Genomic DNA, 14,748 nt, shown 5'->3' with positions numbered 1-14,748 from the left:
AGAAATTTCTATCTCTCTTTAATAGCATTATAGCCATATTTACTAATTTAAAATCCAAAATACCGTTGCTCTGATTTTGACACCTATCTCTCTGATAGGTGGGTATTCTCACAGATGCTTCACTGTTCTTGCCTTATACTGGTCTTATAGATCTAATCTGCATCTAAATATTGAACTCCCTTTTAAGTTATGTAGGTTCAAAATAAGAGCTCCACAAATATTTCAGACATATTAACTTATTAATGAGTATTACTCCTTATGAAAAGCTTTACCCAAGAACTATTATATCAAATTACATAAAAAAATCAATAGTTATTTTTATAAAAGCATAACTGTAATAACCTTTTAGAACACTCCAACATATAATATAAATGTAGTTCTTATAAGGAGTGTATAAATGTGTATTTTCGAAGTTTTGATGAGTATGACAATCTAAATAATTTTAATTGTCTCTACTGTCCGTTTTATTCTCTTTATCGTCAAGGTCCTCCTATGCCACCTCCATTTCAAAAGCCACCTGCTGGAGGACAACAGGATAGTCCTCCGATGGGTCCCCCACCATCAGTTACGCCAAAAAAAACAGAGACTAAAGCAGAACTTAAAGCTGTTGACCCTGGTGCAATTAGACCTTGTAAATATAGGTATGTATATATTTGGTTAAGAAATGGTAGATCATTCTGGGCATGGCTTACTTATGTAGGAAAAGAATCCGCTGCTGGCTGGAGATGGAACGGATTTTACTGGGTTTATTTTGGAATAGACCTAAGAAAAATTGAAAGCTTCATATGTTATTAACTTCTTGATATTAGTTATCATTTAATGATTAATCTAAATGTAGGCTAATTCAACTTGAAATTATTTATGAACCCCATAATCTTTAGATAATTGGGGTTCATATTTCTTGCCTTTTAAAAAACAACCTACATAATAACATTTATTATCTATTTTCCAAGAGTGTATTTATCATTATATCTTTTTCAACTATATCCTTTTGATATTTCTTTTTCAATTTTAAAAAGTAAATATCATGATGTATATGTTCAGATATAATGGATGCCAAGAGAGTGTTTTCAGTAAAGGTTCCCAAGAATTTCTCTCTATGCCTTCCGCTATCTGCAATAAGTGTCTTCTGACAATCAACAACTAGCATTATTCTTGTCTGCTTTCCATAACATCTTTTATCACAATGATTGTAAACTTCTAAAGTAAGACCTTCGTCATTGAGCTTTGAAAATGAGAATATAATTATTCTTACTCCCCTTTTTGTTAGCTCACTCATCTCATTCCTAAATATCTGTATATCAAAATCAGTATTTATATATACCTCTTTTTCAGCAGTCAAAAGAAGTTCTTTTGCTTTAGCAATAATATTGTCATATCCTTCAATATTCAAAAATCTTTCTTCTAAATCATTATTCTTAATTTCATCCAATTTTTTTTCAAGAGTATCAGTAGTTCTTATAAAATCATCTTTCATATTGTTTATTAATGTCTTTGGATTTTCTGCTTTATAGATTTGGGTATCTCCAGGTAGAACAAATACACACCCTTTTTTATAAAGATTATCTAAAGCAGCATACACAGATGATCTGGACATATTGAGATTTTTTGCTATTTGATAGCCACTTGATTTAGGATTTTTTAAAACATTAACATAAACTGAAGCTTCTGTTCTTGAAAAATTTAGTTTTTCAAATAAGTCTAAAATATCGTCCATTTCTATATAAATGCTCCTCTCCACCAATTTCATATTCTTTAACTCCAAATATATTTGTAAATATTAAGCTAATTTAATATTATATTAACTTCTAAAATTCAGCAATATACCATTTATACATAAATTACACTTCTATTGCATTTGAAGCACTTACATTTTGTATATTTTTAATCCATTTTTTAGAGTAAACTAACTTTAATCCTATAAGCAATCTTACCAATTCTTCCATTGAAATTAGGAAGTAAACCCAGTAAACAGGTAATTTAAAAACAAATGCAGATATGAGGCCCATAGGAATTCCAATGCCCCAAGTACCTATCATATCAAGAACAAGGGTATATTTGGTTTCACCTCCACTTCTTAATATGGCACCACCTATTATCATATTTGAAACCTTAATCCATAAAACTGAACTAAAAACAATTAAAAGCTTTACTGTATACTGCTTTGACTCTGGAGAAACATTATAAATTGAAGTATATGCTCCTGAAAATACTATCATCAATACTCCAAGAACTACTGACCCTATAATTCCCAATTTTATATATTCTTTTGAATAGTTAAAAGCTGTATCATTATCCTTTTGTCCAAGACTATTACCTATCATTATAGCAGCTGCTCCACTTACTCCAGAAAATAATCCTATACTTAAACTTTGGACGGGATAAGTCAATGTCATAGCCGCTACCTGTACAGTTCCTATTCTTCCATATATAGCAGAATATAATGTTTCTCCTAGTGCCCATAAAAATTCATTTATAACAAGAGGCCACATTATCATAAATAATTTCCTCATGAAATCTGAAGATATATTAAATAGTTTGTTAACTCCGAATGCTATTGGATATTTTTTTATATATACAATGCCTAATATTAAACCTAATTCAATGAATCTGGATAATGTAGTAGCCAATGCTGCACCACATAACCCCATCCTAGGAGCATTAAACTTACCAAATATAAGTATATAATTTAATAATGTATTTACAGAAATAGAACATAACCCTGTGTACATTGGAATCTTTACCCGTTCAATACTCCTTAGTACAGAAGAATATATGCCTATAAACAGCATAGGTATATATCCTATTGCAACTATTTTTAAATATTCGCTTCCCATTTTAATTATTGGTGTATCTTTTGTATAAATTCTTAATATATGCTGTGGAAATGCTAAAGAAGTGATTGTAAAAATAATTGTAATGATAATCCCAAATATAGCAGTTCCACCTATTGCTTTTGCAATACCATCCATATTCTTTTGTCCATAAAATTGTGCTGCAAAAATGGAAGCAGCAGAGGCAATAGCTGAAAGTGTTATAAGTAAAATAAAAGGAAACCTTGAACCAAGTCCAACAGCTGCAACAACATCTTCCCCCAACTGCCCGATCATAATCTGATCAATCATGCTAAGAGAAGCTTGAAATAAACTTTGAATTGAAATAGGTATAGCTAGAGCTAACATTGCTTTGAAATATTTTTCTTTCTCACCTTTATGTTTTAACATAATATCCCCTCTTCTAGTCAATATTAGTAGTACATAATGTACTACTAATATTATTATATGCTTTTTCCTCTTTTTGTCAATAAAAATACATTATTAGAAAAATAATACAAATAACTCACTATGACTTTCAATTATATTCTTGATAAACTAATATTCATACATTATAATGAATATTGCTGCATGAACATTCATAACACAAAGGAGAATAAATATGGAAAAACAAGTAAAAAATAGCTATTCGTCAAAGGACTTATTTCAATTTATAATACCATCATTGTTGGGAATTTTATTTTTCATGACTCCTATTTCATATAATGGAAAAATTACTATTCCTATTGCAATACTATCAAAATTTGTACAAAATCATCTTTCAAATAAGCTGCCAGGAATTATGACAATTATTATATGTATTACTTTTGTAGGTACAATGACAGCTAAAACATTAAAACCTAAAACTTTTTCTAATGATAAATTTTTAAGTACATTGTTTAATGTATCTCCACTATGGGTTTTTGCTAGAATTCTTGGAGCTGTATTTGCTATTCTTACATTCTTTAAGATAGGTCCAGAATGGATATGGTCAGAAAAGACGGGCGGTCTTTTGTTAAATGATCTGCTTCCGATTTTATTTTCTGTATTCCTTTTTGCAGGTATGTTACTTCCTCTACTATTAGATTTTGGGTTGTTGGAATTTTTTGGTGCAATATTTACAAAAATTATGCGTCCTATTTTTTCTTTACCTGGCCGTTCTTCAATAGATTGTATAGCATCCTGGCTTGGAGATGGAACAATTGGTGTAATGCTTACAAGCAAACAATATGAAGAAGGTTACTATACTAAAAGAGAAGCTGCTGTCATCGGGACAACCTTCTCTGCCGTTTCAATAACCTTCAGTCTTATAGTTATTTCTCAAGTAAATCTTGGACATCTTTTCATTCCATTTTATTTAACTGTCACTCTATCAGGATTAGCAGCAGCTATAATAACTCCACGTATTCCACCGCTTTCACGAAAACCTGATACGTATTTCAACGATATTAAAAAAGAAGATTCAGAAGTAATACCTAAAAACCATACTCCTTTTACCTGGGGATTAACAAAAGCGATAGAAAAAGCAAGTAACAGTTATACCTTTACAGATTTCTTAAAACAAGGAATGAAAAATATACTTGATATGTGGTTAGGGGTAGCTCCAATAGTTATGGCTATGGGAACTCTTGCTCTTATTTTAGCTGAATATACTCCTATATTTAAATTGATGGGATTACCTTTTATACCTTTATTAAAACTTCTTCATATACCTGAAGCAAGAGAAGCTTCACAAACACTTATTGTAGGATTTGCAGATATGTTTCTTCCATCTGTTATTGGGGCTACAATCAAAAGTGAATTGACACGATTTGTAATAGCATGTACTTCTGTTACTCAGCTAATTTACATGTCTGAAGTTGGTGGACTTCTGTTAGGTTCAAAGATACCTGTTTCTTTAAAGGAGTTAGTAATAATATTTATTCAGCGTACACTGATTACACTGCCTATTATTACACTAATAGCTCATATAATATTTTAAAAAACCTCTTCTGCATCAGCAGAAGAGGTTTTTTAAATACATTCTTGTGATTTATCTATTTTATTTTTAAATTCATAATCTGCTTTCAAATATTCTTAAATCCCACAAACCTATTTAATCTACAACTTCCTGTAAAAAAGAATATCCTTTATAAACTTTGATTTTTGCAAAAACCTCTCCATTTCGTGCCTTTTCTTCTAAGGATTCACCTGTATTTTCAGGTATAAAATATTTATCTAACGTATAATCAACTCTGATTCCGATTAGTTTAGCTTGAGCAGTATTATCCCAAATAGGATATTCATACTTTCCTTTAAGAAATATTCCTTCTTCAGGTTTTTTTAATGTTACTTTATCAACTACATAAATTTCTCCGTTTTTCTTTAAAGATACGTATAATTTTTTACCTCTCAAATCTTCAAAAAAATTGTCTTCTTCTTCTTTATCTTTATATTTTAATACTTCATTATCCAGCTGTTCTAAATTAATATCATTTATTTCGTAATTAAGCTGCACATAATCCCCTCTAAATAAGTCTCTTGGGTCATAAGGTTTTGTTTTAATAAATATTTCTTCCCCCAATATATTTGTTGTTACAGGTTCTATTGTCATGGAAACTAAAATCAAGAACAATATAAGAAATGATGCTAAGTATCTAGAGCTTCTTTTCTCAATTATTTTATTCATGTAATTCACCTCCATAGTTTTTTCTAAGTTTTTCAAAGTAGTAGCCAAAACCAAGAAGAATGAGTCCACCAATAATAAAGAATAGAGACTTAGGCATAAAATCATATAGAGTATCAAAGTAATACCTCAAAATCAAAACACAAATAAATACCAGTGGTATTAAAAGACCTTTTCTAACTAAACTTAATAAAAATATTAAGAATGCTATACCAAATATAATAGCTATTGAATTTCCATTAGTTACAAATGATAGCTCTTCCCAAATATATCTGAAGGTTAAAGATATTCCGCTTATGCCTATTAAAACAAGTCCTTGCAATTTAAAAATATATATATTTAAATTATGTTTGATATAATACATTCCAAATCCTATTAGAAAAAATATCATAGCTATATAGATATTTTTGAAATTTAAATAGTCTAAGAAATATAAAATGAAATCTAATGCTGCTAAATTGTTAAGAAAAGTTATATGCTTAGAATCTTGAAATGACTTATTTCCAATATAGAAAGTACAAATAAGTATTAAAGAATACATTAGTACATTATCTCCAAAGCTTCCATTTATATATACAAGTAACAATATGTGTGCAGAGATAAATAATATTTTTTCCTTTAATATTAATGCCATTAATACTACTCCTACTGACCATAACAAAAAGGCAGTGGTAAATTCTCCACCATAATTAAATATTTGCCCTATTAAAAATATTCCTGAACCATATATTAGTGTACTCAAATATAATAAAGCTTTTGAAGTTTTTTCATAGGTATACTCAAGCTTAAAAGATGTAAACATAGATATTCCCATAACGGATATAATGATAATAATTTTTGAGACTTTACTCATATAAATCCAATTACTAGACACAAAACTTAAAATCCCAAGTCCTATTAAAATAGCTCCTATTGTTACCAATACTCTTATAAAATTTATTCCTGTTCCTTCTTCATATAAGTTCATCATATCTTCAAATTTTTCTTGGGTAATTACATGATTATCTCTTTGATAGGTTAATTCATTCAAAAGAAATTTATAATTTGATTTACTTAATCTTTTCTTCATTCACTTTCCCCCTTAAAATATAATAAAAAGCACTCTCCTATTTAGTCAGATGCCTTATATGTATATTAGTATCATATTGTGTTTAGATAACTATATTAACCCACTTTAAATTCAACTCTTTGCTTTATTATATCAAAAAGCTATGTCAAAATCTAATAATATAATAATCTAGAATAGTTATAATTTTATATACATACCATATTCTTGTTCATATTGCTGAAATAAATTTAAAACTGGATGTATATTAGTATTAAATAATCTAATTGACAAAATGATATGCTAAGTATAGAATTATAGAAGTTTTTAGTATAAAAATACTTCCAAATTATTCACAAATCAGAGAAATTATAAAGGAGATAACTATGGCAATTTCATTTCAGGAATTACAATTAAATTCAAATCTAATAGAAGGATTAAAAAAAGAAGGTATCAATGAGCCTACAGATATTCAAGTAAAAGCAATACCTTTGGCATTAGAAAATAAAGATATAATCGGACAATCTGAAACTGGAAGTGGGAAAACATTAGCCTATTTACTTCCTATATTCCAAAAGATAGATAGTAATAAAAAAGAAATGCAAGCTATTATATTGGCTCCAACCCATGAATTAGTTATGCAAATAGATAACCAAATAAAACTTTTATCTCAAAATTCTGGAATACCTATAACTTCTGCAACGATGATAGGAGAAGTTAATATAAAAAGACAAATTGAGAAGTTAAAAGAAAAGCCTCATATAATTGTAGGTTCAACAGGAAGAGTACTTCAGCTTATAAAAATGAAAAAAATACGTCCACATACTGTTAAAACCATTGTTATAGATGAAGGTGATAGACTTCTAGATCAAAACAATTTAACTGGAGTAAAAGATGTTATAAAAACTACAATGAGAGACAGACAATTAATGGTCTTCTCAGCTACTATAAATGAGAAAACACTTAATATAGCAAAAGGTTTAATGAAAGAAACAGAAATTATTAAGATTGAAGAGAAGAATCAAGTTAATCCTGATATTACTCATTATTATATTACTGCAGAACAAAGAGATAAAATTGAGACTTTAAGAAAATTGGTAGCTGGCCTAAAACCTGAAAAAGCCATTGTATTCATAAATAAGAGTGATGAAATCGAAATAACCACATCAAAACTTCAATATCACCACATTAAAGCACATGGAATATATGGCAGTGCATCAAAAGAAGAACGCAAAAAAGCTTTAGATGGATTTAGAAACGGAAAGATTCAACTTTTAATAGCTTCAGATCTAGCTGCCAGAGGACTAGATGTAAAAGATGTAACTCATATATTTAATTTAGATTTACCAGAAGATTCAAATGAATACTTACATAGAACAGGCAGAACTGGAAGAGCTGGAAATTTGGGTACTGCTATTTCGATAGTTACAAAAGAAGAGATATCATTAATTAAAAAATATGAAAAAGATTTTAATATAAAAATTGAAGCAAAGACAGTATATAAAGGTGCTATTACAAACATAAGAAAAAGTAAACCGACTAGGAAAAGTAATTTTACTAAAACATCGAGTAAAAATAAGAAAACTGCCTTTAAAAAATTCAAATAATATTGATATTAAATCTATAAGAATAAAACGTTGCATTAAAAGCTAATAGTTGTTCTCCTTAGCAAAAATTAAAATAACTTGCTAAGGAGAATTTTATATAAGAATTTAATTTTAAATATTGTTATATTGGTTATGTTAAAAAATTATATATTGTTATTATTTTAAGAGTATGATTTAACTTTACATTTAGAGTTTTATTTACATAATAATTATTATGTAAATAAAACTCATTTTAAGCTAAAAATTTTACTTTGTTTACCTTAAATACTCTCTTTTAATGATTTTTCTATAATCATTAAAAGAGAGGTGCTATTTACTGCTACCTCTCCTACTTTACTTCCCTTTTTTTATTAACCTATAAAAGTCTTATTTAAACATTCCTGTAAAAACATATAAAAATCCTCTAAATCCTCTGTATTGTTGAAAGAACCTTGGGCTTTTATATCACTGCCTCCACCTTTTCCATTAAAATTTTTAATATGTTCTTTAAAAATCCTTCCACAGCTTAATTTAATATTAGTATTATTAGCAAACAATATCTTTTTGTCTTTTAATGAAGTTAATATAACTATATATGGCTTTTTACTTAAAGCTTCTCTAATATATGTAATTTCCTCAAAATTTTTATTCTCATAGCTTTTAAAGATAAAGTTTTCATTTGAGTACTCTATTAATTTTAAAGCTTCTTCTTCAGCTAATTTAGTCTTTAAATCATTTAATGATCTTTTTAAATTAAATATTTCTTCTGATTGTTTATTTACATTTTTAAGTAGACAATTTTCATCAGTAGAAAATTGTCTACTTAAAGTACTTATTATATTATGTTTAACTTTAAAGTCTTCATATGCTCTCTTTCCACATTTTATGTATATTCTGCTCATTCCCTTATATTTTTCTACTTTAAGTATTTTTATAAGACCTATCTCTCCAGTTCTTAAAACATGAGTTCCACAGCAAGGACAACAATCCATATCTTTTGCTTCCACTATTCTTATATCTTCATCTACCGCTATCTTCTTTCTCAAAGGAACCTTATCTAAGTTCTTTTTATCTACAATGTAAGTTGTAAAAGGTTCATTCATATATATGTACTTATTCACTTCTCTTTCTATTTCCTGTACCATATTATCAGTAAAAGGATAAATATCTATATCTAGAGTTACATAATCTTCTCCTAGATGGAAACCTTTATTATTTCCTTTATACAACTTATGTATAGCTCCTGATAAAAGATGCTCTCCAGAATGCTGCTGCATGAAATCAAACCTTCTTTCAAAATCCACACTGCATACTGCTTTTCCACACTTAAGTTCTTTTTCTACCTGATGATATATTATATTATCTTTTTCGTAAACATATATAACCTTAATCCCATTTATATTTCCAGCATCTGAGGGCTGCCCTCCACCTTCTGGATAAAAAGGAGTTTTATCTAAAACTACAAATATCTTCTCCTCTTTTTTTATTACATCTACTATTTCTGCTTCACATTCCTTTAAATAAGAATCTGAATAATACAGCTTTTCTGTCATAGCTAAAACCCCTTTCAATACTGTTATGAATCTATATTTATCATTGGTATACTATAAAAAGCCTATCTGCTGAAAAACATGATTACATATTTTTTCATAGATAAGCTTTTTTTATTATATCAAATCTATTCTTCAGCTTACATTAAAACTACTTCTTATACTTCCAAAACATTTCCAGTAGAATTTACAAAGAAATTATCACACTTTTCCTTGAACATTTCAACTGCTTTTTCTCCTGTACAATGAGATACCCCTATAATCTCAATATTCATTTCCTTTAGACGTTCTATAGTTTTATTTATACGCTGCTCATCTGCTTCTACAAGGTGAGTTCCTCCCATTATACCATATATCTTCTTACCTGTTCTTTTAGCAATTGTATCAACTATATTTAAAATTCCAGGATGAGAGCAACCAAGTAAAATTAAGAGTCCTTTTTCTGTATCTACAGCTACAGTTATTTCATCATCAAAAGGATCCACTATGTATTCTTCTTCTTTTTTAATTTTCATATTAGGATTTAAAGCTTCAAAATCATAAGTTTTTTCAAAATTAGTAAAGATATATACTTTATCATCAACCTTTACCATATCACTATCTACATAGTTAACGTTTAATTTTTTATCTTTTATAAACGCTTCATCAAAATTTATTCCTATATATCTATATTCCGTACTATCAGAAGTAAAATCTAATTTTTGACTTCCATCTGAATAATGGTATTTATCACTATTTATAAAGAATTTTTCACTTACATAAAATTCTGGACGAACATTGAATGTATCTAAAAATCTTGTAACTCCCCCACAATGATCATAATGAGCATGACTAAGTACTAAATAATCTACTTTGTTTAAATCAATCCCTAAATCTTTTGCATTTTCAATAAAGTCTCCTGTTTTACCTGTATCAAATAAAATATTACATTTAGGTGTCTCTATAAAAAAAGATAATCCATGTTCATTTTTAAATTCTTTATTATCTCCCAAAGAGTTTTCTATTACTGTTGTAATTTTCATAAGTAACATCTCCCCAGCCTAATTTTATATTAACTATATCACTTAAATTTCAGATGTCATTTGTTTAAGTATCAATGCGGATTCATTTAATTTTTCTATAACTGCTGTTATTTCTTGAATAGATGAAACCTGTGCTTCAAAAACATTGTTTGAATTGTTAATTTTGTCTGACATCTCCATTACTGAATTTTGAATATTTTTTAGAACTTCATTTATCTGCTTAATTGATTCACTACTAGATACAGATAATTTTCTTATTTCTTTGGCAACTACACTGAAACCTTTGCCAAATTCTCCTGCTCTAGATGACTCAATTGCTGCATTCAATCCTAATAAGTTAGTCTGTTTTGCAATGTTTTCAATAAAATTTAATACTTCATCCGTATTTTGTGCTTCATCATAAGTCTTGTCTACATTTTGCTGTATTGAGCTATTAGCTGCTGAAACATTTTGTACCCCTTTATTAATTTCATTAAGAGATTTATTTATTTGCTCCAAAGAATCAGATAGGTTTTCAGTTAACGTAAGCATTTCTTTTTTACGTTTTAAACTTTTTGCTATAACTATAGTTCCTACTATTTGTCCATTTTCTTTAACAGGAACCCCCATTGCTTTTATAGAAATGCCAAAAACCTCTTTGGGTACAATTATAGATACAGGTTTTTTAGCCTTTAGACATTCATAAGCTGCACAACCTACAGGAAGGATATCACCTGCTGTTACTCCGGACTTAATAGTTTCACTATCAACAACTCTTAAAAAATACTCAGTGTTTGAAATAGTAAAAGCTATTTCATCCTCAAAATAATATTGAAAATATGGTATTAAATTATTAAAAGACCTTATAAGTTCATTTTGTTCTAAAGTTTCTATCATATATCCCACCCTTTCCAATAATTTTATATAATTCGAATATATTACTTATATATCGTAAAGTCAAGTAAACGATTTAGTACTATCTTCAACTATTATCCATAAAATACTACATCATGATTAATCAATTCACTATTTTCATAAATAAATTTTGCAGAAAAAAAGTTTCTGTTTTCTAAAATCCATTTAACAAATATTTTATCGCCTTCCCAGGTAGGCATATCCAAAACCTTTGACTTTTCTATCCACTTAAGATTACCTTCACTGCATTCTATTAACTCACCTTCCGCCTCATAAGCGGCAAATAAAAATACATACCAATCCTCATCATCCTTAAATTTAGGAAAGGTCATAACGCCTCTTAATGCTGGCTTTTCAATAGTTAGTCCTGTTTCTTCTTTAACTTCTCTTATTACACATTCTTCTGGTGTCTCTCCTTGTTCTACTTTTCCTCCTACTCCAATCCATTTGCCTTCATGAATATCATTTTTTTTCTTAACACGATGAAGCAGCAAAATTTTATTATCCTTTTCTATATAACATAAAGTTCCTAATTTCAAGCTTTGTATCCTCCTTAATATAAAAAAGTGCTGAAATTAGCACTTTTTTATGTATATTAAATTATTTTACATTATTCACATAGAATTTGTCTCTTCCTAAAATATGACCACTAATCCAATTAACTACAAAGTCTAATGTTTGTAATAGGTATTTATCTTGATCTTCATCAATACCCTTAAAATCAATGTTATTAATTTTTTTTATAAACTCATCATGTTCTACTTTATGAGATAAAAACTTTTTATAACCTATACTTGTCATATATTCTTCTTCTGAATTAAAATGATATACCGTATATTCTTTTAATTCACCTAATATCTCCACAATTTTATCATATTTATCAATACAAAATTCATTTTTTAAAAGCGCATAAGCTCTACTTGCTATTTCAAATAACTTTTTATGCTGTTCATCAATATTATCTACACCTATAACATACTCTTCTTTCCACTTTATCATTTAATATTTCCTCCTTTTAAAGCAAAAACCTTAATATTTTATTCCCATGATATAATATTCTATACATATCATTAATTACCTTTTTTATCTTTTAAAATAACATTAATTTTGAAAACTAAAAAAGGTAAATTAATATTTTTCTCTATAAATAGATTAATCTTTACTAATTTCTACACTATACAATATACTTTTTCAATAAAGACTCAGCCATATTCTTTCCTCTGTTTGCATATGTGTCACATGATTCATATCAGGTTGAGCATTTTGATAATAAAGGACAACACTATTATATGAATTCATTCTATTTTTTTCTGCTACCATCTTTATTAAATAGTTTTCTTAAATGTATTTCTTCTATAAATATCATACCTGCAGTACCTATTAATAAAAATAACAGCTGCACTATTTCCTTATTAATAGCCATTGGTTGAATAATTGACCAACTTCCAAAAATGCCATTAATAACTCCAAGTATCATCATACTAAATCCACTATGCTTTTGTGCTACATCCCAAGTGTCTTGATTTTTCATTGATAAAGGTGTTCTACAGCCGTACATATCATTTATACTTTTTGAATGCAATAAAAACTATTGATACTATTAGAGAAATCACGTGCCTCTCCCCCCTTATTACTTATACTTTTTCTTATTGTTTAATTACAGTTATGTCATATAATTTTGCTATTATGTCTTAACTGTTTCTTTTAATATTAGCTTTTTATATGGTTATTTAAAAGTATTTTCCATCTCAGCAAAGCAATTAATCTAAACTAAGTAACTAGACTAAGTAACTAGACTAAGTAACTAGACTAAGTAACTAGACTAAGCTATAGCAACTATACACTCTAAACTTCTTTTTAAAAATAAGTGTCTTGAGGGTAATTCCCATATATCGTATATTTAACTATAATTTTATTCCTTGCTTACAGCTGCTATTGTATACCCGCTATACTCTTTATCCGAATCATCAAAAATTATATTTATAGACTTGAAATCTTTAGATATATAAACTTGGGTTACTTCTACATTACTTTCTTTATCTATAGAGAACAATTTGTAATTATTATCCTTTTCCAATAGATAATCTAATATATATTCTTTATCATATAACTTCATAGTACCATTTATTTGTTTATGCCCATTTATATCTTTATATATTTCACCATTTATGTTTACATATATGTTTTTCTTTAATATCTTTTGTCCATCTAGCATATTACCATAATATGTTTTTTCAACATGTATAGGTTTATAGTACATTACTAAGCCTATACTTATGCTTATAAAAATAATTAGTAATGTAACCTCCCCTTTTGTACCTCTTTTTTTAACTATATTTATTATAATCAATGTAATAAGAGCTAAATATCCAATAAAAATAGCTAATACAGTCCATAAAGTAACATTATAATTGTTTTTCTTTGCTAAATCATAGCATAACTTAATAGAGATAAGTCGAAGTATTATTATAAATACACTCATAAAATTTCCCCCTAAATTTCTTAAGTAATTAAGACATAATGTCTTTATATTATTTAATAACAATTTATATGTAATTATACCATATTAACCCTAAAACAAATGTCACTATTCATTATTTTTTATTGTCCATGTTTTCAATTGCTGAAATAATAAAATAACCCATAGTAGCTATTGATAAAATAACTCCTAGATATCCTTCAAGATTTATAGCTGCACCTAAATAAATCCCAATAGTACCTGCTATAAAGGTAATTATTAATGCTTCAATCGATTTCTTCATATTATCCCCCTATTTTTTCTATTATTTATTTGATTACACTATAATAAACCTAAATATATAAATTTAGTATATAACCTGTACACTTCATTAAAGTATGTTTTTACAAATTAAAAGCTCCCACATCAGCAGGAGCTTTTATGCATAAAGTAATATATTTAAACTTTAAACACTTATATTTACATACTTTTTAAGATTTTTCATAAGCCACGGTTTTATTTCTAGTTTAAAGTTTTTACTTTATATATCTATTAAATTCTTATTTGGGATTCTGTTTTAAATAAATGTTAATTACCTAAGTTTCGTACAAATATAAAACTTATATTTGTACATAATTACCTGTTATTATTATCTATAATATTCCTTCGACTTCCAATCTTTTAGGCGAAGCCTGCTGGAATAATATACTAAATT

Annotated in this window: 15 protein-coding genes and 1 other RNA gene; 3 read left to right on the top strand and 13 right to left on the bottom strand. The window is 27.7% G+C overall.

Features of this window, described 5'->3' with window-relative positions:
* Positions 1-47 precede the first annotated feature (47 nt).
* Positions 48-232, bottom strand: a non-coding RNA gene (gene ssrS, locus OIO11_RS14840) — 6S RNA.
* A gap of 167 nt (positions 233-399) precedes the next feature.
* Here ssrS and OIO11_RS14835 point away from each other — a divergent pair.
* Positions 400-795, top strand: coding sequence for a hypothetical protein (locus tag OIO11_RS14835; protein ID WP_268072221.1), 396 nt, complete (start codon positions 400-402; stop codon positions 793-795).
* 142 nt (positions 796-937) lie between these two features.
* Here OIO11_RS14835 and OIO11_RS14830 read toward each other — a convergent pair whose 3' ends face one another.
* Complete coding sequence (locus OIO11_RS14830) at positions 938-1,750, bottom strand: TrmB family transcriptional regulator (RefSeq protein WP_268072220.1); 813 nt, start codon at positions 1,748-1,750, stop codon at positions 938-940.
* A 91-nt stretch (positions 1,751-1,841) separates the two neighbouring features.
* Positions 1,842-3,224 carry an MATE family efflux transporter gene (locus OIO11_RS14825; protein WP_268072219.1) on the bottom strand — a complete coding sequence of 461 codons (1,383 nt, stop codon included), beginning with the start codon at positions 3,222-3,224 and terminating at the stop codon, positions 1,842-1,844.
* A 211-nt stretch (positions 3,225-3,435) separates the two neighbouring features.
* Here OIO11_RS14825 and OIO11_RS14820 point away from each other — a divergent pair, with 211 nt between their 5' ends.
* Positions 3,436-4,794, top strand: a complete 1,359-nt coding sequence (locus tag OIO11_RS14820) for a YjiH family protein (RefSeq protein ID WP_268072218.1) — start codon at positions 3,436-3,438, stop codon at positions 4,792-4,794.
* 114 nt (positions 4,795-4,908) lie between these two features.
* On the opposite strand, the gene OIO11_RS14815 is transcribed toward OIO11_RS14820, so the two are convergent.
* Positions 4,909-5,481, bottom strand: a complete 573-nt coding sequence (locus OIO11_RS14815) for a GDYXXLXY domain-containing protein (RefSeq protein WP_268072217.1) — start codon at positions 5,479-5,481, stop codon at positions 4,909-4,911.
* On the bottom strand, positions 5,474-6,547 hold the full coding sequence (locus OIO11_RS14810) for a DUF2157 domain-containing protein (protein ID WP_268072216.1): 1,074 nt from the start codon (positions 6,545-6,547) through the stop codon (positions 5,474-5,476). The genes OIO11_RS14815 and OIO11_RS14810 overlap by 8 nt, the downstream gene beginning before the upstream one ends.
* 362 nt (positions 6,548-6,909) lie before the next feature.
* Between OIO11_RS14810 and OIO11_RS14805 the strand changes: the two genes are divergently transcribed.
* Positions 6,910-8,130, top strand: a complete 1,221-nt coding sequence (locus tag OIO11_RS14805) for a DEAD/DEAH box helicase (RefSeq protein WP_268072215.1) — start codon at positions 6,910-6,912, stop codon at positions 8,128-8,130.
* Between the two features lie 350 nt (positions 8,131-8,480).
* Here OIO11_RS14805 and OIO11_RS14800 read toward each other — a convergent pair whose 3' ends face one another.
* The 8 genes from OIO11_RS14800 to OIO11_RS14765 form a co-directional block, all read right to left on the bottom strand.
* Positions 8,481-9,662, bottom strand: coding sequence for an alanyl-tRNA editing protein (locus tag OIO11_RS14800; RefSeq protein ID WP_268072214.1), 1,182 nt, complete (start codon positions 9,660-9,662; stop codon positions 8,481-8,483).
* A 155-nt stretch (positions 9,663-9,817) separates the two neighbouring features.
* Positions 9,818-10,681, bottom strand: coding sequence for an MBL fold metallo-hydrolase (locus OIO11_RS14795; protein WP_268072213.1), 864 nt, complete (start codon positions 10,679-10,681; stop codon positions 9,818-9,820).
* Positions 10,682-10,723: 42 nt separating this feature from the next.
* Complete coding sequence (locus tag OIO11_RS14790; protein WP_268072212.1) at positions 10,724-11,557, bottom strand: methyl-accepting chemotaxis protein; 834 nt, start codon at positions 11,555-11,557, stop codon at positions 10,724-10,726.
* Positions 11,558-11,649: 92 nt separating this feature from the next.
* Positions 11,650-12,114, bottom strand: a complete 465-nt coding sequence (locus OIO11_RS14785; protein WP_268072211.1) for an NUDIX hydrolase — start codon at positions 12,112-12,114, stop codon at positions 11,650-11,652.
* 61 nt (positions 12,115-12,175) lie between these two features.
* Positions 12,176-12,574: a bacteriohemerythrin gene (locus tag OIO11_RS14780; RefSeq protein ID WP_268072210.1), complete on the bottom strand. Its 399-nt coding sequence runs from the start codon at positions 12,572-12,574 to the stop codon at positions 12,176-12,178.
* Between the two features lie 301 nt (positions 12,575-12,875).
* Positions 12,876-13,133 carry an SdpI family protein gene (locus OIO11_RS14775; protein ID WP_268072245.1) on the bottom strand — a complete coding sequence of 86 codons (258 nt, stop codon included), beginning with the start codon at positions 13,131-13,133 and terminating at the stop codon, positions 12,876-12,878.
* Between the two features lie 354 nt (positions 13,134-13,487).
* Positions 13,488-14,057, bottom strand: a complete 570-nt coding sequence (locus OIO11_RS14770; protein ID WP_268072209.1) for a hypothetical protein — start codon at positions 14,055-14,057, stop codon at positions 13,488-13,490.
* Between the two features lie 112 nt (positions 14,058-14,169).
* Entirely contained in the window at positions 14,170-14,337 is a 168-nt protein-coding gene (locus OIO11_RS14765) for a hypothetical protein (RefSeq protein WP_268072208.1), read from the bottom strand.
* Positions 14,338-14,748: the final 411 nt, after the last annotated feature.

Origin of the sequence: Clostridium sp. ZS2-4 (assembly GCF_026719745.1) — a bacterium.
GTDB lineage: Bacteria > Bacillota > Clostridia > Clostridiales > Clostridiaceae > Clostridium_H.
Note: the sequence above shows the minus strand (reverse complement) of the source record. Positions and strands in the feature narration are given on the sequence as shown.

Excerpts from the sequence above, each read along its gene's own strand:
- OIO11_RS14830 (WP_268072220.1), bottom strand. The coding sequence starts at position 1,750 with ATGAAATTGGTGGAGAGGAGCATTTATATAGAAATGGACGATATTTTA.
- OIO11_RS14825 (WP_268072219.1), bottom strand. The coding sequence starts at position 3,224 with ATGTTAAAACATAAAGGTGAGAAAGAAAAATATTTCAAAGCAATGTTA.
- OIO11_RS14820 (WP_268072218.1), top strand. The coding sequence starts at position 3,436 with ATGGAAAAACAAGTAAAAAATAGCTATTCGTCAAAGGACTTATTTCAA.
- OIO11_RS14815 (WP_268072217.1), bottom strand. The coding sequence starts at position 5,481 with ATGAATAAAATAATTGAGAAAAGAAGCTCTAGATACTTAGCATCATTT.
- OIO11_RS14810 (WP_268072216.1), bottom strand. The coding sequence starts at position 6,547 with ATGAAGAAAAGATTAAGTAAATCAAATTATAAATTTCTTTTGAATGAA.
- OIO11_RS14805 (WP_268072215.1), top strand. The coding sequence starts at position 6,910 with ATGGCAATTTCATTTCAGGAATTACAATTAAATTCAAATCTAATAGAA.
- OIO11_RS14800 (WP_268072214.1), bottom strand. The coding sequence starts at position 9,662 with ATGACAGAAAAGCTGTATTATTCAGATTCTTATTTAAAGGAATGTGAA.
- OIO11_RS14795 (WP_268072213.1), bottom strand. The coding sequence starts at position 10,681 with ATGAAAATTACAACAGTAATAGAAAACTCTTTGGGAGATAATAAAGAA.
- OIO11_RS14790 (WP_268072212.1), bottom strand. The coding sequence starts at position 11,557 with ATGATAGAAACTTTAGAACAAAATGAACTTATAAGGTCTTTTAATAAT.
- OIO11_RS14780 (WP_268072210.1), bottom strand. The coding sequence starts at position 12,574 with ATGATAAAGTGGAAAGAAGAGTATGTTATAGGTGTAGATAATATTGAT.
- OIO11_RS14775 (WP_268072245.1), bottom strand. The coding sequence starts at position 13,133 with ATGTACGGCTGTAGAACACCTTTATCAATGAAAAATCAAGACACTTGG.
- OIO11_RS14770 (WP_268072209.1), bottom strand. The coding sequence starts at position 14,057 with ATGAGTGTATTTATAATAATACTTCGACTTATCTCTATTAAGTTATGC.
- OIO11_RS14765 (WP_268072208.1), bottom strand. The coding sequence starts at position 14,337 with ATGAAGAAATCGATTGAAGCATTAATAATTACCTTTATAGCAGGTACT.